Origin of the sequence: Psychrobacillus sp. NPDC096426, assembly GCF_044762745.1 — a bacterium.
Classification (GTDB): Bacteria; Bacillota; Bacilli; order Bacillales_A; family Planococcaceae; genus Psychrobacillus.
Map to the genome: position 1 here is coordinate 1 of NZ_JBIWEX010000009.1, position 26,136 is coordinate 26,136.

A 26,136-nucleotide genomic window follows, 5' to 3' on the forward strand; every position below is an offset into this window, starting at 1 on the left:
GAAGAGCCGTGTGCGTTAATAGCGCACGCACGGTTCTGTGAGGGGTGGTGAAACACAATCTCCCGCTAGGGAGAAAGGTTTCCACCTACTCGACCGGGAATAGCATGAGCTGAAGACCCCGCAGGAGCGAAGCGACGAGGAGGCTGAAGCCATGCCCGCGGAAAGCGTCCGACTGGAGCGGAAATCAACTGCACTTGCGGTAACTCTCTAAGACGCATTTTCCCTATATTACGCTCAATTTAGAAGTGTCATATTCTATGTTGTTTTGTGAAGGATATCCATATATCATAAATTTTGTAATTTCATAGAAACGAAAAAGCTATCTCAAAAGTGATACTTTGGAGACAGCCTCTTTTACTAAAATAACTCTAATTTAGCAATTCGTTCAATAGCTTCTACTAATCGATCTTCATCCACTAGTAAACCAACACGAATGTAACCTTCACCAAATGTACCGAATCCATTACCGGCTGCAACAGCAACGTCAGCTTTATCTAGTAGTAAATCTGCGAACTCTTCGCTTGTAACCCCTCTTGCAACTGGTAACCACGCAAAGAAAGAGCCTTTAGGTGTTTTCACATCCCAACCAATTTTCGAACATGCTTCAACTAAGGCATTTCTTCTACCTTCATACAACGAAACTAACTCATCTACACATTGTTGACTTTCATTCAACGCCACTGCAGCTGCAGATTGTACAGCAGGGAAGAGGCTTACGAATAGATGATCCTGAATAATATTAATCGCTTCAATCATTTTAGCGTTACCTACTGCAAATCCAACTCGCCAGCCAGCCATATTATATGTTTTCGAGAGTGTGTACATCTCCACTCCTACTTCTTTAGCACCCTCTGTTTGTAGGAAACTTACTGGTTTTACCCCATCAAATCCTACTGCACCATAAGCGAAATCATGCACAATGGCAATATCAGATGTTTTTGCCAGTAGCACAGTCTCTTCAAAAAACTCTTTCGTGGCAGTAGCACCAGTTGGGTTATTTGGATAATTTAAATACATCAACTTAGCTGCTTGTTTTTGTTCCTCTGTTAATTTACCGTAATCTGGCAAGTAATCATTTTCCTCGAGGAGGGGCATCGTATCAAAGCGAACATTCGCAAGACCCGCACCAGACAAGTAATCGGGATACCCTGGATCTGGAAGTAGCATCAATTCTTGTTCATTCATCATTGCGAGTGGTAATTCTACTAATCCAATTTTCGTTCCGAACATGACAGCTACTTCTGTATTCGGATCAATATCGACATTATATTCACGTTTATAAAAGTCGGCTGCCGCTTGTTTTAGTTCATTTATCCCGCGAAATGGAGAGTATTTATGAGACCCCGGATTCGCTGCCGCATCTTGTAATGCTTTCACAATATGTTCAGGAGTCGGTTGATCTGGATTTCCTTGTCCAAGATTGATGACATCCCTACCTTCCGAAACAGCGATTGTTACTTTTTGAACAAGAGAAGCAAAAAATTGTGTTGGTAGATTTTTTAATCGATTTGAAAAGTCCATGTACGTTACCTCTTTTTTCTTAATAGTTGCATATATTAGTAATATTTTTTATTTTACATTAAAAACATAACTTGTCTATACCTTGATACCACAGACTTTTCTTAATGATTAACAAGTGAATTTTGAACCGTTAAAAAATGACTGAATACCAAAATGAATACCAAATATCAAAAGGTGACGTATTTAGCGAATTTTTCAGCAGTGTTATCTTTCATTTTTGAGTAACAAGCGCATACACATTCATGGTTGTTCTTATATCAATATGGCCAATGCGTTCTTGCACTTCTTTTATACTTGTTCTAGCTTCAAACAGTAGGGTAGCGTGAGTGTGTCTTAAACCATGAACAGTTATTGATGGAAGCTCATATTTTCTCAATATTGCTTTAAGCTTCTCATTTGGATATATGGTGAAATGATAATCATTCAGTGCTCTTTTATCTGTGAAAACTAATATCGGTTGTTTGCTATTAAAATTAGTATTGATGCCATACGTTAATAGTAATTTAGCCTGTGTTTTCTTCCATCTCTCTAGTACATCAAGGGTTTTATCATCCACACTAATAAATCGCTTAGAATGGGCTGTTTTAGGTGTCTGAACATATTTATTTGAATGTTCCGTTTTAGCAAGGGTTTTATTGAAGCGGATTGTTTTTTCTATGAAATTAATATCCTCCCAGGTTAATGCCAGAACTTCTCCTTTTCGTCCACCAGTAAAAGCAAGCAGCCTAAAGCAGCAATTTTTCATTTTAGAGCTATTTAATTAAACAATTAGGGAATATATTTAATGACCGTCTTTAATTACTTTCTAAATTACGTTTGGTTCCAATGTTCACTACTGCTTTAATTTCTTTAATTGGATTGATTGTCTACTTAATAACATTTAAGATTCTTTATTCACGTTAAAGTATGACCCTTTATTTATGGTTCGGATTGTTTTATTGCCCACAAACGTTATTTCAAGTTACCTAGACGGATTAACTTCTGATTACCACAATAATTTCTTGAATAGGGTTGCTTAATACTGATCTCAAAAGTTTTATTTATATGTAAATATTTTCAAAAAATACGCTGAATAATTAACACCAACGGAGTTAATAGACTTATAAATTATTTAAGTTGATTATTTATGTGAAAAAATGCTAAGGATTAATATGCAAGGTTAAATTATTGAGAGTGTGCATATTATGGAGAAATGAAGTAAAATAAAATTCTGAGGTAAAAAAAAGGATTATTTTCTGAAAAAAAGGCTATTAATCAAAATATTCTTTTGTAAGAATATTTTGATTAATAGTTTTAAAAGTGTTTCGGTTTACCACAAACCTCCCCTAACAATACTCCACATCCTTCTTCGATGAGCTGTGTTTCGAGGATCAACTCCACAATTCATAAGCCAGTGTGCTGCATTATCTCGTTGAGCTTTTGTTATAGGTACTTCACAGCATTCAGATAGACGATCAACAAGACCGTATGCACCTGCGGGACTTCTTAACTGATGATAGTTGCATGATCTAAGATGTCCACATACACGACGGAAACAATGGGGGTTTTTAATTCTTTGTCGAAAAACACCCATTAAATTAGGATCAATATAGGCCATTGACAAAAACCTCCTTTCAAATAAAAGTAAACTACAGAAATAAAGATAGGAACAATATAGTATATGAGAAGAAAAAGTAAGGGGGTAGATAGATTAACTATTTATGAACTAATTGTATTTTTTTAAGTAATGGCTCAATGTAACCAAAGGCCATACGTATTGATAGCTGTGATAGTGTATATAAAAGTGTCCTGGTAAACCTGCACCTGTAGGATAAGTGATCCGACTAGTTTCTGTATTTTGCCATTCTAAAATTCTTATAACTCCTTCTATAATTTCTTTTGTAGGAAACTCAGAGATAGAAATTAATGCATCAACCGCCCAACAAGTTTGCACTAGTGTAGAATAGGGTAAAGGAATATATTCTCTATGAAAATCACTCTGGCATGATTCACCCCAGCCTCCGTCAGATTGTCTTATATTTAACAACCAATCTTTTGCTTTCTGAATAGTTTGATGATCAGATGAAACTCCAACTGCCTTTAAGCCTGCGACAGCTGCCCATGTACCATAAATGTAAGATATCCCCCAACGTCCGTACCATGAACCATCATTAGTTTGATTCTTAATTAGCCATTTTACACTGTTCATTACACGAGGATGCTGCATAGTCAAATTTAAATGATTCCCTAGAAATTCCAATGTCCTGCCGGTGATGTCAGCAGCAGAAGGATCTATAGCAGTGTCTTCAAAACTCTGTATGGGGAAAAACCATTTAATGTATGAAGGACTATTTTTTTTAAATGCTCCCCAGCCTCCGTCATTGTTTTGCATGGTTAATAACCAATTAACTCCCGAATTCCAGGCCATACGAAATTCAGAATGACTACATGTAAAATTAGTTAGTGCCCTTAATGCCGCTTGTGTATCATCAACATCAGGATTAATGGAGTTGCTTTCTGAAAAACCCCATCCTTTAGAGTGTTTGTGTTGTAATTCCATTAAGAAGTTCGAAGCTAATTGGATAGCTGGATCCTTAATGGTAAGACCCGATTCTTGTAAGGAATAAGAAATTAGGGCAGTGTCCCAAACAGTCGAAGGAGAGTTTTGAATATGAAAAACATCTCCTTTTTCGTATAAAAAAGATCTAATACCTCTAATAGCATTTTTAATAATAGGAGAAGATTTTTTATAACCTAGAGAAAGTAGTGCATAAATCATAAAAAATGTAGAACTTGAGTAACTATATAATGTCCCATCCTTTTCAATGTAATTATATATATGTTGTTCAGCTTTTAGCCTCGTAGATTCCCTATAAGTAGGCAATATCTTTTTATATAAATTAAACCATCTTTTTTCCTTTTTAAGTGCTTTATATTTCTTTTTAGATAAAAATAAATGCTGTAAATCAGGCGTCCATTTATTAGTAACTACAAATTTATCGTGTCCTAATATTAAGATAGGAAGAAAGTGTGCTTGTACGTATGAGCTCAAATTATAAAAATTAAATGTTAGAAACTTTGGTATATTCATGATACTAAGTGGGATAGGAAATAGTCTTGGCCAAGGGTATAAGTTGGTAATAGCTAGTAAACACTTCGTAGAAATATGACTTTTTTCAAGTCCTCCATTCTTCACAATAAATTGTTCACTTAATTTCATCGACGGATCATCTTTATTAAAATGTCCAGAAAATAAAAGAGCTGTATATGCTTCAATTGTTGCAGATAAATTTCCTTTTTCATCATCATAAAGCTTCCAAGCACCGTTATTTTGTTGTTGTAGTAGACGTGCAACAAGTTTCTTTATAAGCTTCTCATCATCATAATCTAATACTCTTAACATGATAATCATATTTGCATCGGTCATTGGTCCACTTTCAAAGCAATATCTCCACGAACCATCATTATATTGGTCTTGCTTCAGATTTTTAATAATTTGTTGTATTTTTTGGTTAATCTCATTTATTAGATTCATTTTTTTACAACCTCTCCTCTTGTATTTGTTAAAATGAATTGCAATTAAGATATCATATGATGAGAGTTATAAAGATAAATAGACAAGTGCGGAGAATTGGGGAGGGGGAGCCGATTAAAGTAAGAAGATATGTGTTTATTGTTTGAGGTCAGTAATAAAGAGGTTTTGTAATATTACTAAATATAAGAGCTTTTATGCAAGCTGCATTGCTGTCCTACATGATTTAGATGTTCGAACTGTACCGATTGCTGTAGTGGGTAATTTGCAACAAAAGGGAAGTGTTGTATTGGCAGCAAGCCCAGCTATGAAAAACGTTTCAGAGTAAAGACCGGCACAAGGTTATTTGAAATACCTAATCATCCTGATATTCGACTATTTGAGCTAAAAATGAAATACTTTTTAGATATGTCCACGGCTGTTACTGAAATATTACACAAATATGTTAAGCCGAAAGCTATACATGTATACAACGTGGATGAATCATTTATAGATCTACTAGAACGGGAAAACTATGGGGAGATCCAGCAAATACAATTCAGCGTATACAGAAAGAAATATTAGACTCTCTACTATTACATTCAACTGCAGGGATGGGTCCAAACATGCTCATAGCAAAATTAGCACTCGATTTGGAAGCTAAGAAAACAGGCTTTGAGAAGTGGAAATATGAAGATGTGCAAACTAAATATTTGTCCCTATTCCAACAGATCAAGTACTAGTCTCTAAAATTGAATTAGAAGAGCTGAAAGAAAAATCACCTATAGGTGTTTACTTGACAATGAAAAAATTGGAAGAACGTACTGGAAAAAAACACGAGTGGCTAAAAGAAAATATTTTATATCCAACAAAGTACAAAAAGATATTATATGTCCAAAACGGAGGATTTGTTTACTATCCTCAAGTTAAAGGAGAAAAATGGACGTTTCTAGCATCTAAAATGGCTGGGTTCCTGGAAGATAATTTTTACTCTATTTTCGGTAGTAAATAAATTGCGATTGGAGTGATTGATATGAGCAAAATACGAGGTGTAAAAAAATTAGTCGAATATCTAAAATCCATTCAGAAGCAACGTTTTACAGATTAGTGCGAACGAAAGATATTCCTTTCACCAGACCTACAGAACGAGTATTAATTTTCGATTTAGATGCAATTGATAAATGGTTAGACACTGGAGAAGTATAGGAGTAGCAAAATATTGGAGGGTTCATCATGAATCAACCGTCAGATGAAGCATTAATAAAAATGATTCGATTTTTATTAACAACATCAGCTCCACGTATTATTCAGCGAAGATTGGAAGAAGAACGTTTGGCAAAGGAAAAGGAAGCAAGTGATTCAAAATCAGAAAAGTAGGAGTAGCGAATAGTCGTTACTATTTTTTATATAAAAAATAGCACCTCTAAATTAGAGATGCTGCATACTTATTTATATAACTACCCATGCCCGGTTATTGAATACCATTTTGAATACCAAACAGTTAGTATTCATTGAATCGCATTATCGTTAGTATTTTTGTAAATCCCTATTTAATAACGTTTTAACCTTAGTTGAGATTAATTTTTTATTCGCATAATAGTTGCATATATTAGTCAAATCTTATAACCTTTTTAGTATTATGTCTATAGGTGGTGTCGAGATGAAAGTTGCATGTGTTCAATTAGATATTGTTTTTGGTCAGCCAAAAGAAAATTTTTTAAAGGTAGAGAAAAAGATTCGCGAAGCTGCTTCTCTAGGGGCAAATATAGTCGTATTACCAGAGATGTGGAATACGGGATATGATTTAACTCGGCTAGAAGAAATCGCAGATGTTAACGGAGAAGAAACGAAAAAATTATTTACGCAACTCTCAAAGGAATGCCAGATTCATATTGTTGGTGGTTCCGTTTCTATGAAAAAAGAAGGCGAATTTTACAATACAATGTACGTTACCGATTCATTAGGAGAAGTTGTAGCTGAATACGATAAAGCGCACTTAATTAAATTAATGGATGAACATCTTTACTTGCAAGCAGGAAATGAAAAAAATCTCTTTATGCTTGATGGTGTAAGAATGGGCGGTATCATTTGTTATGATTTGCGTTTCCCAGAATGGACGAGAGTTCATACAGTAGACGGCGCCAAAGTCATGTTTATACCTGCACAGTGGCCAGCTAAACGTATAGATCATTGGAAAACGCTCTTACAAGCAAGAGCAATCGAAAACCAATGCTATATCATAGCAGTGAATCGTGTAGGAAGTGACCCGAATAATGTATTTGATGGAAATTCTATGGTAGTATCTCCTTGGGGCGAAATATTATGGACAGGTGCCAATGAAGAAACCACTCAGTTAGTAGATATTGATCTAGAAGAAATTGAAGAAGTACGAGAGCGTATTCCAGTATATTTGGATAGAAGAGAAGAGCTTTATCGATAGAAAATAATGAAACGCAAGAAGAAAATGCAAAATTTTTCTTCTTGCGTTTTTTGAAGCGGACATTGCTAGTACTTCATTTTTTCACCTTTCTTTTTTTGCATTTTTCAAATAAGTACAAGTATAATAAAAAGGTAGATTAAAAGGGGGCTTATGAATGAGAAATGACGTTCAAGCAATTCAAGATGAATATCCAGAAGACTACGCTTGGTGTTATGGTTGCGGTAGGCTAAACGAAGAGGGGCATCATTTTCGGACATATTGGAACGGTAGTAATACAGAAACAATGTACGATCCAAATGAAAAGTATACTGCAATACCAGGCTTTGTGTACGGCGGTCTAATAGCTTCACTTATCGATTGCCACGGGACTGGGTCAGCTGCACTTGCATTACACCGTAAAAATGGCTTTGAACCAGGAAGTGGGGAAGCACCTCCAAGATTTGTGACAGGTTCACTACATGTAGATTTTCTAAAACCAACTCCTCAAAAGGTAATGTTAAAAGCAATTGGGGCAGTGGAAGAAATTCATCCGAAAAAATGGAAAGTAACTACAGAAGTTTTTGCTGGAGATACATTATGCGCCAAAGGGGAAGTAGTAGCGGTCGTCATGCCAACATCATTTGTGCAACAAAACTAGGAAAGAAAATCATCAAATCTAGTGTTTGTTATAAATAAAACGATTTCAAAACCATTATCTAAAAAAGTGTTAAGGGGCTTATCATAGTCACACCTCTTAATACTTTTTAGATACTTAAATAGTTATTTCTTCTTTGTTTTTATCAATCCATCGCACTAAGTATTTTTGAAAACGAGACATTAACCAGCCTAAAATTTTACCGATGAAATATGCAGCAACTAGCGTACCAATGCCAATTGAACCTAATGAGTGAATGAAAATAATACACACTAAACCTGCCACACAAACATTAATTAAATCACAAGAAATTTTTGCCTTACTAAATTTCATCTTAAACTTTTTACTTATCTCATAGGTTAATGCATCATAAGGCATTAATGGGAATTTAGCATTGAAATATCCAAGTAAACCTATTGAAACAATAAATAAACTGACAACTAAAAATATAATTCGCATCGCGAATGTTTCAGGTGTAGGTAATAATTGTACAAGAAATAAGGTTGCATCCATAAAGAAGCCAAATAAAAATGTAATTATTAATTGTACGACAGATTCTTTTAAATCGAATCGTTTACTTAAAATCACTTGTATAATAATATATAACACATTTGCGACTATTGTCATCATCCCGACTGATAAACCACAAGTTAAAGCTAACGCATAGGCTAACGAAGAGACTGGCGATACTCCGAAAGCGGCTTGTATAGAAAAGCTGACACCAAGGGACAGAAAAAACAAACCGACTACGTACAAACTAAGTCGTTTTATGGTCACATTCATATGATTCATAGAAATCCTCCTCTCTCGAAATTCTATTTATCATACTAACACGCTAGTTGATATACGAAAAATATATATTTGTTATACTTGTCATATGAAAATACATATGATGGAGTTGGAAAATGGATATTCGTCAGTTACATTATTATAGAGAAATCGTTAAACAAGGGAGTATTTCAAAAGCAGCTGAAGTACTGCATATTGCTCAACCCCCATTAAGTCAGTTATTAAAAAAGCTCGAAACAGAATTAGATACAACATTAATTCATCGCTATCGCCAAAAATGGGAATTGTCGGAAACGGGACAGTTGTTATATCAGTATGCTGAACATTTATTAAGTCAAACGGAAGAAGTCAAAAGACGTATACACGAAATAGAAAAAGGCACCGCAGGATCAGTACGAATCGGTGTCTCATCAGCATGTTCTAATATGTTAATTGATTATATTGCAGAATTTAGATCACAGTTTACACAAATTAAAATCAATATTTTCTCTGGGGACTCAGAAGGATTATTAAAGAGGTTAAAACAAAAAGAAATTGATATTGCTTTGCTTATACGACCAAACGATATTGAACAATATGAGTATAAAGTTTTAAAAAAGCAGCCTGCTATTCTCATTGTTCCCGACAATTGGACATTCTCCCTGTCAGCTCAACCTAGATTAAACGAGATTGCTCACCTTCCTTTTATAATGCTAGGTGCTATGGAAGGACACTCCTTTTATGGAAATATAAAAAAAGCCTTTGACGAATATGGAGCTAAACCGAATATTATAGTTGAATGTAAAGACATTCCAATGGTCGTAGCACTTGTTAATCGAGGAGTAGGCATCTCCATTATTCCGAGAATGCACTATCAATCCTTGTTTTCCGAACACTTTAAAATATACGAACTTCAACAATTTGATTTTAGTGTAGAACCAGTTTTGATAAAATTAAAAGATGCCCCAATTTCAAGAGCATCTGCACAATTTTGGGAAATGGTGCAATAACTATTCTTAATAGATTTAGTCTTAAGGATTAACCAACATCCGCTGAAGTCCTATTGGCACAGTGGCAAATTATATAAACAATCCAACAACACAGGGCGATATTTCCCTGTGTTTTTTCGTCTTGCTAAACATATATATGTATTAGTGAAAGGAGGTCATAATGTCTACAATACATAAATCGCTCGTTATTTTAATTGGAAGCGTTTTTATAGGGATGGGGATTAACCTTTTTCTAGTTCCGTTTCATTTATTAGATGGTGGGGGTATTGGATTAGGTTTAATCATCCATTATTTGCTCGATATGAAGGTTGGACTTGCAATTTTATATACGAGTATACCGATATTTCTAGTCGCTTGGATATATTATCGTCCCTTTTTTTATAATGGCATCCATGGACTGTTGATTTCTTCTGTCTTCATTGATTTTTTATATCCTTTACATATTGTTGGTGACAGGTTTATTAATTCTGAAATTGTCGGGGCTATAGGTGGTGGTATATTAATAGGATTTGGGATAGGAATTATGTTACGATTTAAAATTACGGTTGGAGGAACGGATTTACTTGCGCAAATCATCGCAAAGCTATTGAGTGTTAACCCTGGTTTGTGTATATTATCTATTGATATTTTAATCGTTTCGGTAGGTAGCATGTTAGTTGAATCTGTCTCTTTGTTATATTCTTGCATTACCGTCCTTTCTGTCGGCATCACCACTTCGTTAATCGTAAAGAGACATTATTAAAATAGTTCAAACAAAAGAGAGGTTTGTAGAGATTTTCTACTTCCTCTCTTTTGTTATGAATTAATTTGCACTTACTTCATCTACACTAGGACTAGTCTTTGGTTCTGGTACTTTTGACAAAATAATAAATCCAATAATAAATAAGATAACTAAACTAAATACGCCATAATTAGACTTGCCCGTAATTTGCGCAGTTAAACCAACTAATAAAGGTCCCATAATGGAAGCGAACTTACCGAAAATATTATAAAACCCGAAAAATTCATTGGAATTTTCTTTCGGTACAAGCTTTCCAAAATAAGATCGGCTAAGTGCTTGAATTCCACCTTGAGATGTTGCAACAAGCATAGCTAAAATCCAAAAGTCAACAACTGTTTCTAAGAAAAATGCATACGTACAAACAATAATATAGACGATAATTCCTACATATAGCATTTTCTTTTCCGAAAACTTTCCTGCAAGTCGCCCATATAAAAGAGCAAAAGGAGCAGCGACAACTTGGGTTACAAAAAGAATAATTAATAAACTAGTAGCGCTAAGTCCTAAATCCGTCCCATATGCGGTAGACATATTAATAACGGTACCAACTCCATCAATATAAAAAAAGTATGCTATTAAAAATAAGAACAATGCTCTATATTGACGAATTTCTTTAAATGTTTTACCTAAGCGTTTAAAACTTTGAATAACCGGCTTTCCTTCTCGTTCGATAAAATGAATCTGTTGCACATGTTTGAACAATGGAATAGAAAATACAACCCACCAAACTGCTGTAATAAGAAATGCAATTCGACTAGCATTTGTCGTCGACAACGAAATTATTTCCTTTTGAGATAACACAATAAGAATTATACTTACTAAAAAGGGTATAGTACTACCAATATAACCAAGACTATAGCCTCTGGATGATACTTTATGCATTCGTTCATTCGTCGTTACATCGACGATAAATCCATCATAAAACACATTTGCCCCTGTTGCTCCAAGTGCAGCTATTGTATAGCAAATGAGTAAGAGTAACCAATTTTCAAACGGTACAAATGCAAGCATAGCGGTGAATGTCACACCGAGTACAAAGAAAAAAGTAAAAAATTTCTTTTTCATGCCACGATAATCGGCAATAGTTCCTAATATAGGCCCAAGCATAGCTAATATAAAGGTGAATATGGCAATTGTATAGCCTAAAAATGCAGTAGAATCTGCAGCATTTACCCCTGCTGCGGTCGCTGAAGACTTATAAAATATTGGGAACACTGCGGTAGTAATGGTAATCGAATATGCAGATGATCCCCAGTCGTAAAGTGACCAACTGTTCTCCTCTTTGGTGAACTTTTTCATCTGTCTAATAATCCCCCTATCGTCGTTTTCCTTATTGTACATGATTCGAAAGGAGCAAAGTTGAAAATAGTGAAATATTACGTTAAGTTTACAAAGCTCGTTTAGTTGAATGAAAATAAATTTACAAAACATTTACAAATATATCGGACAGTTGCATTTAAAATAAGTAAATAGAGGGGTAGAAGCAAATGGACACAATGCCAAATCGAAAAGCAATTATAGATATAGGATCAAACTCTATTCGTCTAGTAGTTTACAGTTACAACACTTTACAAGGATTAGTAGAACATCATAACTTTAAAACGGTTGCACGACTTAGTAACTATATCGATTCTACTGGGAAATTGAATGATGATGGTATTCAAATACTTTTAGAAACACTGACGAAGTTTAAAAAAATACTCGAAGATATTCAGGTGAAGCATGTTTTTGCTGCCGCAACTGCTGCGATTCGTCAAGCCGAAAATAAGGAAGAAATACTAGCATACATAAAACACAAATTAGGTTTATCACTAAGTATTTTATCTACCGACCAAGAAGCCCATTTTGGATATTTAGCGGTCGTACATTCCACCAATATAGATACAGCTGTAACGATCGATATGGGGGGAGGAAGCACAGAAATTACTTTATTTGTGAACAAAGAGCTAGTACATCTGCATAGTTTACCATTTGGTGCAGTTTCATTAACAAGAAAATTTATAAAAAATTCTGTGATGACGGATGAGGAAAAACTACAATTAAGTAAATATGTAAACGAACAATTACTACCTCTGACTTGGTTACATAATGCCCAAGTTCCAATCATTGCTATTGGAGGAAGTGCGCGCAACATTGCACAAGTCGATCAGCAACGAAAAGCTTTTTCATTGAATGGCATTCATCAATATGTGCTGCGGAGTACAGATTTACAAGAAATTAGTTCTCAATTTTCAAAATGTTCATTAGACGAACTGAAAAAAATAGACGGTTTGTCGAGTGATCGGGCCGACATTATCGTCCCGGCATTGGAAACGTTTCGACTGTTAATGGATCGGGTGAATGCTCCTTCGTTTATATATAGTAAACGAGGGTTGAGGGAAGGGATTATTCTTTCGCAATTAATAGCGAAATATCCTTCAGAGTTTAATGTGCATGAAGTCGCACAAAATGCGGTGCGTCATGTATTGGGTAAATTTAATGTAATAGAAGAAAATACATTACATTTATACACTATTTTTACAACAATTTATGATCAATTTATTGGATGGAAGTATATAGAACCACTAGAAAATGAGCAACTATTACGCTTTGCATACACATTATTTTATATAGGTGAACATATAGATCAAGATGCTGCAAGTCAGCATACTTTCTATTTATTAACCAACTTAAACGTAGACGGGCTATCCAACGAAGAACGGTTAAAAATAGCACTTTTAGCATCATATAAAAATAAAGATACGTTTAAACAATATGTAGCCTCGTTCGAAAATATTTTACAAGAAAATGAGTACAAAAAACTGCGGGATATCGGGGCATTGATTCGTTTTACGAAAGGTATTGATGTGTTGGGCCGTTCTAATATTAAAGAAGTTACGTTAGTGAAATCCTCAGATGAAATCGTTCTAACTTTTTCAGTTGATGGTAATTGTATGTTAGAGAAATACCAAGCCGAAAAACTAAAAAAACATATAGAAAAAATTGTAAATCATCAAGTGAAATTAATTTTTAATTGAAATGGAGGATACCATTTTATGAACGAGAAAATAGTAGATGATCATCCATTTAATGATTATGCCAATTATAATAATCGAGAAATAAGTTGGTTAGCTTTTAATGAAAGGGTTATACAAGAAGCGGAGGATGAAACCAATCCTTTGTTAGAACGTTTAAAGTTCTTAGCTATTTTTAGTTCCAATTTAGATGAATTTTTTATGGTGCGTGTTGCGGGACTTCAAGATCAAGTGCGGGCGGGTTTTAACAAACCGGAAAATAAAGCTGGGCTCACACCCAAAGAACAATTGGCACAAATATCAGCAATCACCAAAAAACTTGTAAATAGACAGATGGCAATTTATAAAGATTTGGTCGAAAATCATCTTCCACGACACGGTATATCGTTATTGAAATATACCCAGTTATCAAAAGCGCAAGTAAAAGAGTTACAATTCATTTTTGATGAAGAAATATTCCCTATACTAACCCCGATTGCATTAGATGCTTACCGACCATTTCCGATATTGCTGAGCAAAACAATGAATATATTGGTGATGGTAGAAGACGGGAATAGTGCCGACAATGGTAATGATCCAAACAAAATTGCTATTGTACAAGTCCCGTCTGTGTTAAGGAGGTTTATCCAAGTATCGACGAAAGATGGTTCATTTGCAGCGGTTTTATTAGAAGATGTCATTATTGCAAATATTTCCAAACTTTTTTATGGATACGAAGTAAAGCATGCAAATCCATTTCGAATTACTAGAAATGCTGATTTAACGATCCATGAAGAAGGAGCGCGTGATTTACTTATTGAAATAGAAAAAGAATTAAAAAAGAGAAAATGGGGCGCGGTTAGTCGACTTGAAGTTAAAACGAGCGAAATACAGCAAAAAGTACTGAACTATTTATTGGAGCAGCTAGAAATTCATCGCGACGATGTTTATAAAATGGATGGACCACTTGATATTACTTTTTTATTTTCCTTTATTCAATTTTTTGAAGGGAATTATAACGAGTTATTTTATGAACCTTTTATACCGCAACCACCGAAAGATTTAGCAAGCGATGAAGACATTTTTACTAAAGCATTAAAACAGGATTTGTTTTTTCATCATCCATATGAATCGTTTCAACCTATTATTGATTTCATTGATAAAGCAGCGGATGATCCGAAGGTGTTAGCGATTAAACAAACATTGTATAGAGTGAGCGGTAACTCCCCAATTATTTTGGCTTTAAAAAGAGCCGCTGAAAATGGAAAACAAGTGACAGTACTCGTAGAACTGAAAGCAAGATTTGATGAAGAAAATAATGTCCATTGGGCGCGGGAACTAGAAAAAGCTGGGTGTCTTGTTATATATGGAATGCATAATTTAAAAACACATTCCAAAATTACGTTAGTTATTAGAAGCCACAACAACCGTATTGAGCAATTTGTCCATTTAGGAACGGGAAATTATAATGATAAAACCGCTCGAATGTATACAGATATGGGAATTATAACGACTAATAAGCGAATAGGGTCAGATGCAACGCAATTTTTCAACTATTTAAGTGGTTATACGAATAAACCAGAATATGACAAGTTGGTTGTTTCTCCATATGACATTCGAGATAAGTTTTTAGATTTAATAGAAGAAGAAATAGAATATCATCGAGCTTTTTCAAATGGTCATATCAAACTTAAAATGAATTCACTGACAGACAAGGATTTAATTTTGAAATTGTATGAAGCTTCCTCTGTTGGGGTGAGAATTGACTTAATCGTTCGTGGTATTTGTTGTTTACGCCCAGGAATTGCCGGAGTAAGTGAAAACATAACGGTTACTAGTATAGTAGGAAGATTTTTAGAGCACTCAAGAATTTATTGGTTTCACAGAAATGGAGCGAGTAGATTATATTTATCATCGGCGGATATGATGACTCGGAATATGGTAAAACGAGTGGAAATTTTGTTTCCTGTTTTAGCGCCAGCTATTAAAAAGCGTGTAATGCAAATTTTAGATATTGAACTTCAAGATACCGCGAAAGCAAGAGTGCAAGATTTAAATGGAGTTTATCATTATAAAGAAATTGATGGAAAAAGCATTAATAGTCAGCGGATTTTTTTAGAAAAAGCATCTAGCCATATCCAACATGTGTAATAACCTGCTGTATTTATTAGAATAATAGTAGAAGGTTAAATTACGTTTTCAGAGTACTTTAGAAATAATGGCCTAGTAAACAGAGATTTCTGAATGTCAAAGGGGGCGCTAGCACAGCTAGCGCCCCCTAGTATTGGTTTTAGGATTCCTAGTAGCGTTTTTCCTGTTTGTTGGCTTCTTCAAAAACGACGAATGCAAGATCTTCATTGCCAAAAAGCTGGAGCACATTTAGTAGCGTTTCTGTATCGATTTCTAGTGCATCTTTTTCCGTTTCTGCTACTGCTTTTTCAAGCAGTAAATTCTTTTCTTGCTGAGGGTAGGCTTGTGCATATAGAGTTAATGCATCTAATTGATGATTAGCACACCATTTAGCAAACAACTGAATCATCACATTTTCGTCTTCTTGATATTGTTGAATCACTTTATCCATTATTTTTTACCTGCTTTCCATCCATCTATAAGTGTCCATAGTTTATAAATAATAACGGTAGACTTTTGTTCAAGCTGACTTCCAGTAAAAGCTGATGTTAGGGTAGGAACAATATTTTCTAGCAAAAAGGTTCTGGGAGATTCTTTCGATAATTCTTCCAGTACAAATTCGATCGTTTGTATCGTATTTGGCGAAAGCGATTCTTTTTCTTCCGAATAAAAGCTTTCTAGCAGTGCGTTTACATGCTCCTTTGTTACAGATGGTTCTTCTGTTTTTAGTTTGAAAAAGGAGTTTCTAAGTAAGGAATCGTTAGTATCTGCCATTTCATAAATGATCGTTTTAATCCGTCTTAAGATGAATTGTATCAATTGGTCAAAAGAAATATTCGTGGAAGGATTAATCCATGGGTGCTGTAATTGTTGGATCATCCCAAGTGCGAGGACAGCACAATCTGTTGCCACATTTTTAGTTTGTTCTCCGAAAACTTCTATCAGTCGGTTCGAAAGCCAGTTAATTTCTTCGATGTAATTTCGTTTAATCAGGTCACGAAGCCCCACGTCTTGTGAGTTAATAATCGATGCAAAAAGAGGGAATAAATTATGTTCCTCATAAACAGTCAACCGAATAGACAATTGTTTCGTTAGTATATGGACATCGGAGGCATTTTGTTGTGTATGAACCTCGTTTCTTTTTATTAATGTTTCATTTCTTGCATTCTCGAGTATAGCTATAATACATTCGTTTTTAGATGAAAAATAATTATAAAAAGTACCTTTTGAAACTTTAGCTTCTTCTATAATATCGTTCACGGTAGTTGACCTAAAACCTTTTTCAATAAAAAGTCGTTGCGCTGCTTCCAGAACATTTCGTTTTTTAGTATTCATATATTAATCACCTTTAGACTAGTAGTATAATTCATATATTAACTGTTAAATCAACGTTTATCAAACTATATTAGTTGCATAAAAATTTTTGTTTGCTTTTTTTGGACTATGAGTATAAAATATTCAAGTGTTGACAGATAGGAAAAAAATATAGAAGCATAGATAAACAGGAGGAACTGACGTATGAAAGAAATGCAACAAAAGCCACCCTATGCAATGATTGCAATCCTTTTTGTAGGTGCATTCATTGCGTTTTTGAATAATACATTGTTAAATGTAGCTTTACCAACCATTATGACGGAGTTTGATGTAAAACCGGTCGTCGTCCAATGGCTAACAACAGGATATATGTTAATAAACGGAATTTTAATACCAGCAAGTGCTTTTTTTGTGCAAAGATTTTCAAATAGAAAATTGTTTATAACAGCTATGGTCTTTTTTACCGCTGGTACATTGTTAGCTGCTTTGGCTCCAGCTTTTGGCGTATTAATAGCAGCACGAATGATTCAAGCAGCAGGTTCTGCAATGATGATGCCATTACTAATGAATGTTATGTTAACTGCATTTCCAATTGAACGCCGCGGTGCGGCGATGGGTATGTTTGGATTAGTAATGATCTTAGCACCAGCAATTGGACCGTCTTTATCAGGTTTTATATTAGAACATTACCAATGGCGTGCGTTATTTGAAATTATTTTACCATTTGCGGTAATCGTTTTATTGTTTGCTATATTTAAACTTCGTAATATTACACCAAATAGTAAAGTAAAATTAGATGTATTTTCACTTATTTTATCGAGTATAGGTTTTGGATCACTGTTATATGGATTTAGTACAGCAGGGGATAAAGGCTGGGGTGCTCCAATCGTTTACGGTACTATCATGATCGGATTTATCGCACTCGTTCTTTTTGTGTGGAGACAGTTAAGATTAGAAGAACCAATGTTGAATGTTAGGATTTATAAGTATCCAATGTTTACATTGTCTTCTATTATTTCGATTGCAGTATCTGCTGCAATGTTCTCTGGGATGATTTTAACTCCCCTTTATGTGCAAACGATTCGCGGTATTTCCCCGTTCCATTCTGGTATTTTAATGCTTCCAGGGGCGCTTGCGATGGCAATTATGTCGCCAATAACAGGGAAAATTTTTGATAAATATGGTGCTCGAATATTAGCGATAATTGGGCTTACGATTACGACTATTGCTACTTATTTAATGAGTCATTTTACGCTAGATACTGGTTATTATTACATTATGGGGATTTATACACTTCGTATGTTTGGTATGTCGATGGTCATGATGCCTATTATGACGAATGGGTTAAACCAATTACCGATGAAGATGAATCCGCATGGTACTGCGATGAATAATACTTTGCAACAAGTTTCAGGTGCAATCGGATCTGCAATTTTCTTAACGATCATGAACGCAAGAATGGAGTCTTCTGCCGCAAGACTTGCTGCAGAGGCACAAACAGCAGGGAATATGTCTTCTAGTGCAGAAGCCATTGCTCAATTCAAGATTGATTTGGGTATGAAAGCGATGCTAGAAGGTATTAATCACACATTCTTTATCGCAACACTTGTTACAGTAGTTGCATTAGTTTTATCTTTATTTGTAAAAAGAGTAAAAGTAAGAAAAGAAAGCTAAACCGGCGACGGTTTAGCTTTTTTCTTGTTCTTGAAAATGACAAAATCTATGATATGTGGAAATTTGTTATCATAAGCATTAGATATGCCACTATTTAGAGATAATGCGTCATAACGATAAAATCTTCGGGTTTCTCGTGTTGAGCGGTCTTTTTGTTGCACTTGGGATAGTCTTTGTCGTGTTCGCAATGGATTTGTCTCATTCAACCATTTATTGGATTTTATTTTCAAAAAATAGTGGATTGGAGCGGAAGGGCGGCGACTCCAGAGGAGGCTAACAGGATGTTGGTCACGAAGGCGTTGCCACACGATGTGGCGCACTTAGCCTTCGTTCCTCTGTTGAGACAGATGAGACTTCACAACGTACGCGTAAGCGGCGGTGAAGGCTCATCGCTCACCCCTCGGAAAGCGTCCGCCCTGAAGCGGAAATCCTAGCGGTAACTCCCTTAAGACCCATTATCCCTATTATGCGTAACATTCCGACTTATCTGTAAGGGTAGGACGGTGCCTGGGTTTTTGTTCTTTTAGTTGTGTTCAATTTCATCTGTTAGAGTGATTAACTCGTCAATAAGTGAGCCGATATAGGCTATCGTATCACGTAATGGTTCTTCTGTCGTAATATCCACTCCAGCCATTTTAGCAAGTTCTACAGGTGATTTTGTACCGCCTGCTTTAAGCACATTTGTCCACTCATCCACCGCAACTTGTCCTTCGTTTAAGATACGCTTTGCGACTTGTGTAGAAATCGTTAAGCCGGCACTATACGTATATGGATACAGCCCCATATAATAATGTGGTTGACGCATCCAAGTGAGTTCAGCACCTTCTGAAATTTCTACCGCATCACCCCAAAACGCTTCCAACACGCTTCGTTTATATTCATTCAAAATTTGTGCATTGACGTTCAAACCTTGATCAACATGATCGTATACTTTTCGTTGATAAGCAGCCTCCAATAAATGCGTCACGAAATTATGATAGTACGTGCGAGCAACGATGGATGAGATAACCCAACGTTTAAACTTCGGATCATCCGAGCTTTTAAGTAAATGATTGGCTACAAGCATCTCGTTCATCGTGGAAGGTGCTTCGATGAAGTATAAAGAAGGTCTCGCATTAAAAATCGTTTGTTCTTTATTTGTATGGTAGAAATGTCCCGCATGTCCTAGTTCGTGCGCAAGTACAAATACTTCATTCATTCTAGCTGACCAAGAAATAAGAATGTATGGATGATTACCGTATGGACTAGAACAAAATGCACCTGTTGACTTTCCAGTATTTTGTGCGAAATCGATCCAGCGCTCTTTATACGCACGATCCACCATCTCCAAATATTCTTCACCCATTACAGCTAATGCATCATCTATATACTTCTTCGATTCTTCTATCGAAATGGTAGGTTCAAAAGTGGGATCGAGTGAAATTTTTAAATCGGCAAATGTCATTTTTTCTAAGCCATGCACTTTTTGAAGCAATTTTGCATACTTGCGCATATGCGGCGCAAGTTCGTTCATGATCAAATCAATTTGGCGATTATATAGGGTGCGATCTACCTCTTGATCAAATAGTAGATAATCAAAAATAGATTCATATCCGCGAATATCGGCAGTCGTTTTTTCCATTTGTATATGCATATCATACGTTATAGCCGTCGTATGTTGGTATTCTTTGAGCTTTGCTGAAAAAGATTGGAATGCAGCTCGTCTAATAGCTGGATCAGATTCCGCTTCCCAATCATTTTCAAAAGATACATAGCTTAATGGATATGATTTTCCACCTACTTCAAAGTTATCGAAAGAGATATCCTGCATTTTTGTCGTATTATATAATTTATAAGGCGCATTAAAGGAGGCAGAGTATGCGGCAAGTGTTTTCTCTACCTCTGGATGCAATTGATATTTTTTCTTCTTCAATAACTTATCTAAATAATTCTGTAAAGATGGAGCAAGCATAGATGCTTCTAAGATTATTTCGTCTGGTAGCTCTACTAATTCACTTCTTAAAAAAGAAAGTTCGCTACTAATTTTAGCGGCAAGTGAACTATATTTATTTGCTCTCAGTTGTGCGATAGTGTTTGTTTGATCCGTACTAAGCGATAGACTAGCATATGTCCCTGCTGGAACAATCTTCTCATAAATAGTTGTATAATCGGTTAGCGCTTCTACTATTATGGTAGGACTATTAACTTTTCCCTTATAATTTTCTGCAAATAGCTGAACGTCTTGCTCAATTTCTACTAATGAATTTGTAAAATCTTCTTCGGTTGCAAACAAATCAGCTAAATTCCATGTTTCTTCCACTTTTACTTCGTCTCGATTAGGTAACTTTTGTACCATTTCTCATCTCTCCTTTTTATTGCGGATGCCGAACTAATTTCTAGTATACCTAACAAAATATGAAAAGTAAAAATAATCACTTATTCCTTATATTACCGAATTTTTCCTAATATATTAGTCTTAATGATAAAATAATCCGCTCAAATACATGTTTCTAAGTAAAATCGGAAATAGAATATTTTCTGAATACCGTTAAGGTGAAACCAATGAAAGCCCTTTGTTTAAAGATTTTAGGTGCATGACCAAAATATTATTCTAATGTAATTTCTGAATTTTTAGAACTAAACGAAAAATTAATGTAGACTGAATTTAAACTTTGTTTTACAATGAGATTGTTCACACTAACAATTTGAAAGATTCTGAACAATTACTTGCTAAAAAAATAGAATAGTAAGTAGTACGACTTATAAATTCAGAATAATCAAATTAAAACAAGGGGGATTTATTATTATGAAGAAATCAAAATTTGCTTCACTATTCCTTGCTTCTTCTCTACTAGTTGGGATACTAGCTGGATGTGGAGCGGGGGAAGAAGGTAGTAGTTCAAACGGAGGGGACACAATTAAGATAGGGGCCAACCTCGAGCTTTCAGGAGCTGTAGCATCATACGGTTCATCAGAGGCAGATGCGATTGATCTAGCAATTGAGGAAATCAATGCTGCGGGTGGAATTGATGGGAAACAAATAGAACTTATTAAAGTAGATAATAAATCGGATGCAGCTGAAGCAACAAATGCTGCTATCAAACTAACATCGCAAGATAAAGTTGTAGCTATCATCGGTGCAGCAACAAGTGGTAACTCAGTGGCACAAGTACAAATTGCAACTGATACGAAAACGCCAATGATATCACCTTCAGGGACTAGTACAACTGTTACAGTTGGAAAGGACGGCAAAGTAAATCCATTTACATTCCGTACAGCGTTTATCGATCCATTCCAAGGAACTGTCGCGGCTAACTTTGCTGCAAACGAATTAAAAGTTAAAACTGCAGCGGTTTATGCAGACAATGCTAGTGATTACGCGAAAGGACTTGCAGAGTCTTTTATAAAAGATTTTAAAGCAGCTGGAGGTACTATTGTTGCGGAAGAATCATATGTAGCAAAAGATACTGATTTCCGTTCTACATTAACTCGTATTAAAGGCTCTAATCCGGATTTCGTTTTTATTCCAGGATATTATGAAGAAGTTGGTTTAATTGTAAAGCAAGCGCGTGAATTAGGGATTACGGTTCCTTTGATGGGTGCTGATGGTTGGGACTCTCCGACAATCGTTGACCTAGCAGGAGCAAAAGCATTAAACAACACATATATCATTACTGCGTACTCAGCAGAAGATACAGAAGGAAAAGCAAAAGAATTTGCTGACAATTTTACTAAAAAGTACGGTAAAGCACCTAACTCATTCCATGCACTTGGATACGATTCAGTTTATTTATTGAAAGATGCAATTGAAAGAGCTGAATCATTAGATGGAACAAAAATTAAAGAAGCGATTGAGTCTACAGATAATTTAGACTTAGCTACTGGATTATATTCTGTTGATGAATTTCATCATCCAATTAAATCTGCTACTATTATCGAATTCGTTGATGGACAGCAAAAATTCATGACGAAAGTTAATCCTTAATATTAAAATATGGGGGGATTGAGATCCCTCCTTTTTTATTTCCAAACCAGATTATTTTTTTAAGGAGTGAAACTTCATGGAATGGTTACAGCAATTAATAAACGGTATTTCACTCGGAAGTATATATGCATTAATCGCACTTGGATATACGATGGTATATGGAATTATTAAATTAATTAACTTTGCACACGGTGATGTGTTCATGGTTGGATCTTTTATTGGATTTTATTCGATTACCGTTTTTGGGTTAGGGTTTTTTCCTGCACTTATTATTTCAATGGCAGCGTGTGCGTTATTCGGAGTAATTATTGAACGTATAGCATATAAACGTTTACGAAATGCAACGAGAATTGCTGCGCTGATCACAGCAATCGGTGTTTCTTTATTGATCGAATATGGTGTTATTTATATAAGAGGGGCTCAACCAGAAGCGTATCCAGATGTATTTTCAAATCGTTCATTTGAATTTTTCGGTGCTCAAATAAGTGTTCAATCTATTCTTATTTTATCTGTTTCTGTTGTCTTAATGATTTTATTGCAGTTTATCGTTCACAAAACGAAAACTGGAAAAGCGATGCGTGCTGTTTCTCATGATACAGAAGCCGCTAAATTAATGGGTATTAATGTGGATAATACCATTTCTGCAACTTTCGCAATTGGTTCCGCCTTAGCTGGTGCGGCAGGAGTTATATTCGGTGTATATTATACAAAAATCGATCCGTTGATGGGAGTTATACCAGGAGTGAAGGCGTTTGTTGCTGCAGTTCTTGGAGGGATTGGAATAATTCCTGGAGCAATGGTTGGTGGATTGGTACTCGGAGTTGTTGAAACGATCGTTAGTGCGCTAGGGTTCTCTTTATGGAGAGACGCTGCAGCATTCGTCATTTTAATACTGATTCTGATTTTTAGACCATCTGGTATTTTTGGTAAAAATACACGAGAGAAAGTGTAGGTGGTACATAATTATGAAAAAGTCAAAACAGTTTTGGCCATTTATTATTGCAGCGGTATTAGTTTACGCGGTGGTTCAGTTCCTCATTTCCAATGGAATGATGAATCAATTTTATTCTAATACACTGATATTTATAGCCATTAACATTATTTTAGCAGTCAGCCTACATTTGGTAATTGGTATTACAGGACAGTTTTCTATAGGTCATGCAGGGTTTTTAGCAGTAGGAGCTTATATTTCTGCCATAGTCACTATGAAACTACAGCTTCCATTTATAGTTGCAATTCTTGTAGGAGGTTTAGTAGCAGCTTTAGCTGGGTTAGTTGTTGGAATTCCTAGTTTACGATTAAAAGGGGATTATTTAGCAATTGCTACGTTAGGTTTTGCAGAAATTATTCGAATTGTTTTCTTAAACATCGATGCTGTTGGTGGAGCTGCAGGTATGCAAGTGTCTCATTTAACAACATGGACGTATGCATTTCTATGCTTAGTTATTACTATTTTAGTAATAGTAAACTTTACGAACTCAAGACACGGTATTGCTTCCATTTCCGTTCGGGAAAATGAAATTGCCGCAGATGCAATGGGTATTAATACGACGTATTATAAAGTAATTGCTTTTTCAATTGGTTCCTTTTTTGCTGGTGTTGCAGGAGCATTATATTCTCATAATTTCTACATCATACAACCAAGTCAATTCGGTTTCTTAAAGTCATTTGATATATTAATATTTGTAGTTCTTGGCGGATTAGGAAGTCTTTCAGGGGCAGTACTGTCAGCTATTTTATTGACAGTCGTTTCTACTTACCTACAAGGTTATCCAGAAACACGTATGATTATTTATAGTCTTGTATTAATCTTGGTAATGCTGTATCGACCGAAAGGATTAATGGGTACGATGGAAATTACGGATTATTTCAAGCTTTGGAGAACGCCAAAAGGAGGCGGTCAACATGGAAAATAAGCCGTTACTTGAAGTGAAAAATGCAGGAATACAGTTCGGTGGACTAAAAGCTGTACAAAATTTAAATATGGTATTAAGAGAAGGGGAGTTAGTAGGTCTAATTGGTCCTAATGGTGCCGGTAAAACGACAAGTTTTAACTTACTAACAGGCGTCTATATACCTACTGAAGGTGACATTCTATTTAATGGAGAGCGAATTAACGGGTTACCTCCGTTCAAAGTAACTAGAAAAGGGATTAGCCGTACATTCCAAAATATTCGTCTTTTTAATGAACTTTCGGTACTGGATAATGTAAAAGTTGCTTATCACTCAATTGCTAAGCACTCCATTTTAAGTTCTGTTTTACGACTTCCTTCCCATTTTACTGGTGAAAAAGAAATGGAAGAAAAATCGATTGAATTTCTTAAAATATTTAATTTAGACAAGTACAAGGATGAACTGGCAAAAAACTTACCGTACGGGCAGCAACGAAGATTAGAAATTGCTCGTGCATTAGCAGCTAATCCTAAACTTCTCTTGCTAGATGAACCGGCAGCAGGAATGAATCCGCAAGAAACGAAGGATTTAATGGATTTAATCGCGTTTATTCGACATAAGTTTGATTTGACTATCTTACTCATCGAACACGATATGAATTTAGTTATGGGTGTTTGTGAACGAATTTATGTACTCGACCATGGTCAGCTTCTTGCGGAAGGATCACCAGAAGAGATCCGTAACCATCCTAAGGTTATTGAGGCTTATTTAGGGGAGGAAGTTCACGATGTCGATGCTTAAAGTGGAAAATATAGATGTATTTTACGGGAACATTCAAGCCCTTAGAAATGTGTCAATTGAAGTAAATGAAGGAGAAATTGTAACGTTAATTGGTGCAAATGGCGCTGGGAAAAGTACATTGTTGAAAACATTGTCGGGACTATTAAAACCTAAAAAAGGAAAAATCGAATTTCTAGATAAATCGATCTCCGGTAAACAAGCACAATCAATTGTTAAAGCTGGTATATCACATGTTCCAGAAGGACGTCGAGTATTTGCTAATCTTACAGTAGAAGAAAACTTAGAATTAGGTGCATTTCTGCGCAAAGATAAAGCTGGTATTCATCGTGATATGCAAAAAGTGTATGAGATTTTCCCAAGACTTTTAGAGCGTAAGAAACAACATTCGGGTACTCTTTCCGGTGGAGAGCAACAAATGCTTGCAATGGGTCGTGCTATAATGGCAAAACCGAAACTCGTATTACTAGACGAACCATCGATGGGATTAGCTCCTTTAATGGTTAAAACAATCTTCGAAGTAATTGGAGATATTAATCGTGATGGTACAACGGTATTATTAGTCGAACAAAACGCAAATATGGCCCTTTCTGTAGCGAGTCGTGGGTATGTGATCGAAACCGGTAAAGTTGTTCTATCCGGTGCTGCACGAGATTTACAAACAAGTGAAGAAGTGCGTCAAGCATATTTAGGTGGGCATTAATAAACAAAACTTTCACTAGGTTC

22 protein-coding genes and 1 pseudogene are annotated in these 26,136 nt (G+C 35.4%); 15 read left to right on the plus strand and 8 right to left on the minus strand.

The features are described 5' to 3' along the window. Positions 1-357: 357 nt before the first annotated feature. The 3 genes from ACIQYS_RS09245 to ACIQYS_RS09255 form a co-directional block, all read right to left on the minus strand. Positions 358-1,521: a pyridoxal phosphate-dependent aminotransferase gene (locus ACIQYS_RS09245; protein ID WP_402978102.1), complete on the minus strand. Its 1,164-nt coding sequence runs from the start codon at positions 1,519-1,521 to the stop codon at positions 358-360. 211 nt (positions 1,522-1,732) lie between these two features. Continuing rightward, positions 1,733-2,266 carry a site-specific integrase gene (locus ACIQYS_RS09250; RefSeq protein WP_402978105.1) on the minus strand — a complete coding sequence of 178 codons (534 nt, stop codon included), beginning with the start codon at positions 2,264-2,266 and terminating at the stop codon, positions 1,733-1,735. Positions 2,267-3,226: 960 nt separating this feature from the next. Then, positions 3,227-5,035, minus strand: a complete 1,809-nt coding sequence (locus ACIQYS_RS09255; RefSeq protein ID WP_402978108.1) for a terpene cyclase/mutase family protein — start codon at positions 5,033-5,035, stop codon at positions 3,227-3,229. 366 nt (positions 5,036-5,401) lie between these two features. Here ACIQYS_RS09255 and ACIQYS_RS09260 point away from each other — a divergent pair. The 5 genes and pseudogenes from ACIQYS_RS09260 to ACIQYS_RS09280 all read left to right on the plus strand — a co-directional run bounded on the left by ACIQYS_RS09260 (position 5,402) and on the right by ACIQYS_RS09280 (position 8,088). Beyond that, positions 5,402-5,754 (plus strand): annotated as a pseudogene (locus tag ACIQYS_RS09260) (Y-family DNA polymerase). Further along, entirely contained in the window at positions 5,733-6,023 is a 291-nt protein-coding gene (locus ACIQYS_RS09265; protein WP_402978630.1) for a DUF771 domain-containing protein, read from the plus strand. The pseudogene ACIQYS_RS09260 and the gene ACIQYS_RS09265 overlap by 22 nt, the downstream one beginning before the upstream one ends. Before the next feature lie 221 nt (positions 6,024-6,244). Beyond that, positions 6,245-6,388 (plus strand): hypothetical protein, encoded by a 144-nt coding sequence (locus ACIQYS_RS09270; RefSeq protein ID WP_402978111.1) that lies wholly within the window; start codon positions 6,245-6,247, stop codon positions 6,386-6,388. Positions 6,389-6,671: 283 nt separating this feature from the next. Next, positions 6,672-7,451: a carbon-nitrogen family hydrolase gene (locus tag ACIQYS_RS09275; protein WP_402978114.1), complete on the plus strand. Its 780-nt coding sequence runs from the start codon at positions 6,672-6,674 to the stop codon at positions 7,449-7,451. Positions 7,452-7,605: 154 nt separating this feature from the next. Continuing rightward, positions 7,606-8,088: a PaaI family thioesterase gene (locus ACIQYS_RS09280; protein WP_402978117.1), complete on the plus strand. Its 483-nt coding sequence runs from the start codon at positions 7,606-7,608 to the stop codon at positions 8,086-8,088. Positions 8,089-8,202: 114 nt separating this feature from the next. On the opposite strand, the gene ACIQYS_RS09285 is transcribed toward ACIQYS_RS09280, so the two are convergent. Continuing rightward, positions 8,203-8,877: a YczE/YyaS/YitT family protein gene (locus ACIQYS_RS09285; protein ID WP_402978121.1), complete on the minus strand. Its 675-nt coding sequence runs from the start codon at positions 8,875-8,877 to the stop codon at positions 8,203-8,205. A gap of 113 nt (positions 8,878-8,990) precedes the next feature. Here ACIQYS_RS09285 and ACIQYS_RS09290 point away from each other — a divergent pair, with 113 nt between their 5' ends. Then, the gene (locus tag ACIQYS_RS09290) at positions 8,991-9,863 is read left to right on the plus strand and encodes a LysR family transcriptional regulator (protein ID WP_402978126.1); all 873 of its coding nucleotides are present in this window, start codon (positions 8,991-8,993) and stop codon (positions 9,861-9,863) included. Between the two features lie 160 nt (positions 9,864-10,023). After that, a complete protein-coding gene (locus ACIQYS_RS09295) occupies positions 10,024-10,605 on the plus strand; it encodes a YitT family protein (protein WP_402978129.1) in 582 nt (193 codons plus the stop codon). Between the two features lie 60 nt (positions 10,606-10,665). Here ACIQYS_RS09295 and ACIQYS_RS09300 read toward each other — a convergent pair whose 3' ends face one another. Then, the gene (locus ACIQYS_RS09300; RefSeq protein WP_402978132.1) at positions 10,666-11,943 is read right to left on the minus strand and encodes an MFS transporter; all 1,278 of its coding nucleotides are present in this window, start codon (positions 11,941-11,943) and stop codon (positions 10,666-10,668) included. Between the two features lie 188 nt (positions 11,944-12,131). Here ACIQYS_RS09300 and ACIQYS_RS09305 point away from each other — a divergent pair, with 188 nt between their 5' ends. After that, positions 12,132-13,661: a Ppx/GppA phosphatase family protein gene (locus ACIQYS_RS09305; RefSeq protein ID WP_402978135.1), complete on the plus strand. Its 1,530-nt coding sequence runs from the start codon at positions 12,132-12,134 to the stop codon at positions 13,659-13,661. Positions 13,662-13,679: 18 nt separating this feature from the next. Beyond that, entirely contained in the window at positions 13,680-15,788 is a 2,109-nt protein-coding gene (locus tag ACIQYS_RS09310; protein WP_402978138.1) for an RNA degradosome polyphosphate kinase, read from the plus strand. Between the two features lie 148 nt (positions 15,789-15,936). On the opposite strand, the gene ACIQYS_RS09315 is transcribed toward ACIQYS_RS09310, so the two are convergent. Together ACIQYS_RS09315 and ACIQYS_RS09320 are read right to left on the minus strand one after the other, a co-directional pair. Continuing rightward, the gene (locus ACIQYS_RS09315; protein WP_402978141.1) at positions 15,937-16,218 is read right to left on the minus strand and encodes a hypothetical protein; all 282 of its coding nucleotides are present in this window, start codon (positions 16,216-16,218) and stop codon (positions 15,937-15,939) included. Further along, positions 16,218-17,102 (minus strand): TetR/AcrR family transcriptional regulator, encoded by an 885-nt coding sequence (locus ACIQYS_RS09320; RefSeq protein WP_402978144.1) that lies wholly within the window; start codon positions 17,100-17,102, stop codon positions 16,218-16,220. The genes ACIQYS_RS09315 and ACIQYS_RS09320 overlap by 1 nt, the downstream gene beginning before the upstream one ends. A 183-nt stretch (positions 17,103-17,285) precedes the next feature. On the opposite strand from ACIQYS_RS09320, the gene ACIQYS_RS09325 reads away from it, so the two are divergent. Continuing rightward, complete coding sequence (locus tag ACIQYS_RS09325) at positions 17,286-18,755, plus strand: DHA2 family efflux MFS transporter permease subunit (protein ID WP_402978147.1); 1,470 nt, start codon at positions 17,286-17,288, stop codon at positions 18,753-18,755. A gap of 523 nt (positions 18,756-19,278) precedes the next feature. Here the strand turns inward: ACIQYS_RS09325 and pepF are convergent. Further along, positions 19,279-21,090, minus strand: coding sequence for an oligoendopeptidase F (gene pepF / locus ACIQYS_RS09330; RefSeq protein ID WP_402978150.1), 1,812 nt, complete (start codon positions 21,088-21,090; stop codon positions 19,279-19,281). 450 nt (positions 21,091-21,540) lie between these two features. Here pepF and ACIQYS_RS09335 point away from each other — a divergent pair, with 450 nt between their 5' ends. From ACIQYS_RS09335 to ACIQYS_RS09355, 5 genes are all read left to right on the plus strand, one after another. Next, positions 21,541-22,719: an ABC transporter substrate-binding protein gene (locus tag ACIQYS_RS09335; RefSeq protein ID WP_402978153.1), complete on the plus strand. Its 1,179-nt coding sequence runs from the start codon at positions 21,541-21,543 to the stop codon at positions 22,717-22,719. Positions 22,720-22,795: 76 nt separating this feature from the next. Beyond that, positions 22,796-23,671, plus strand: coding sequence for a branched-chain amino acid ABC transporter permease (locus ACIQYS_RS09340; RefSeq protein ID WP_402978156.1), 876 nt, complete (start codon positions 22,796-22,798; stop codon positions 23,669-23,671). A gap of 13 nt (positions 23,672-23,684) precedes the next feature. Continuing rightward, positions 23,685-24,635 carry a branched-chain amino acid ABC transporter permease gene (locus ACIQYS_RS09345; protein WP_402978159.1) on the plus strand — a complete coding sequence of 317 codons (951 nt, stop codon included), beginning with the start codon at positions 23,685-23,687 and terminating at the stop codon, positions 24,633-24,635. Further along, a complete protein-coding gene (locus ACIQYS_RS09350; RefSeq protein WP_402978162.1) occupies positions 24,625-25,413 on the plus strand; it encodes an ABC transporter ATP-binding protein in 789 nt (262 codons plus the stop codon). Before ACIQYS_RS09345 ends, ACIQYS_RS09350 begins: the two co-directional genes overlap by 11 nt. Beyond that, positions 25,406-26,113, plus strand: coding sequence for an ABC transporter ATP-binding protein (locus tag ACIQYS_RS09355; protein ID WP_402978633.1), 708 nt, complete (start codon positions 25,406-25,408; stop codon positions 26,111-26,113). The genes ACIQYS_RS09350 and ACIQYS_RS09355 overlap by 8 nt, the downstream gene beginning before the upstream one ends. The last annotated feature ends 23 nt before the right edge of the window (positions 26,114-26,136 follow it).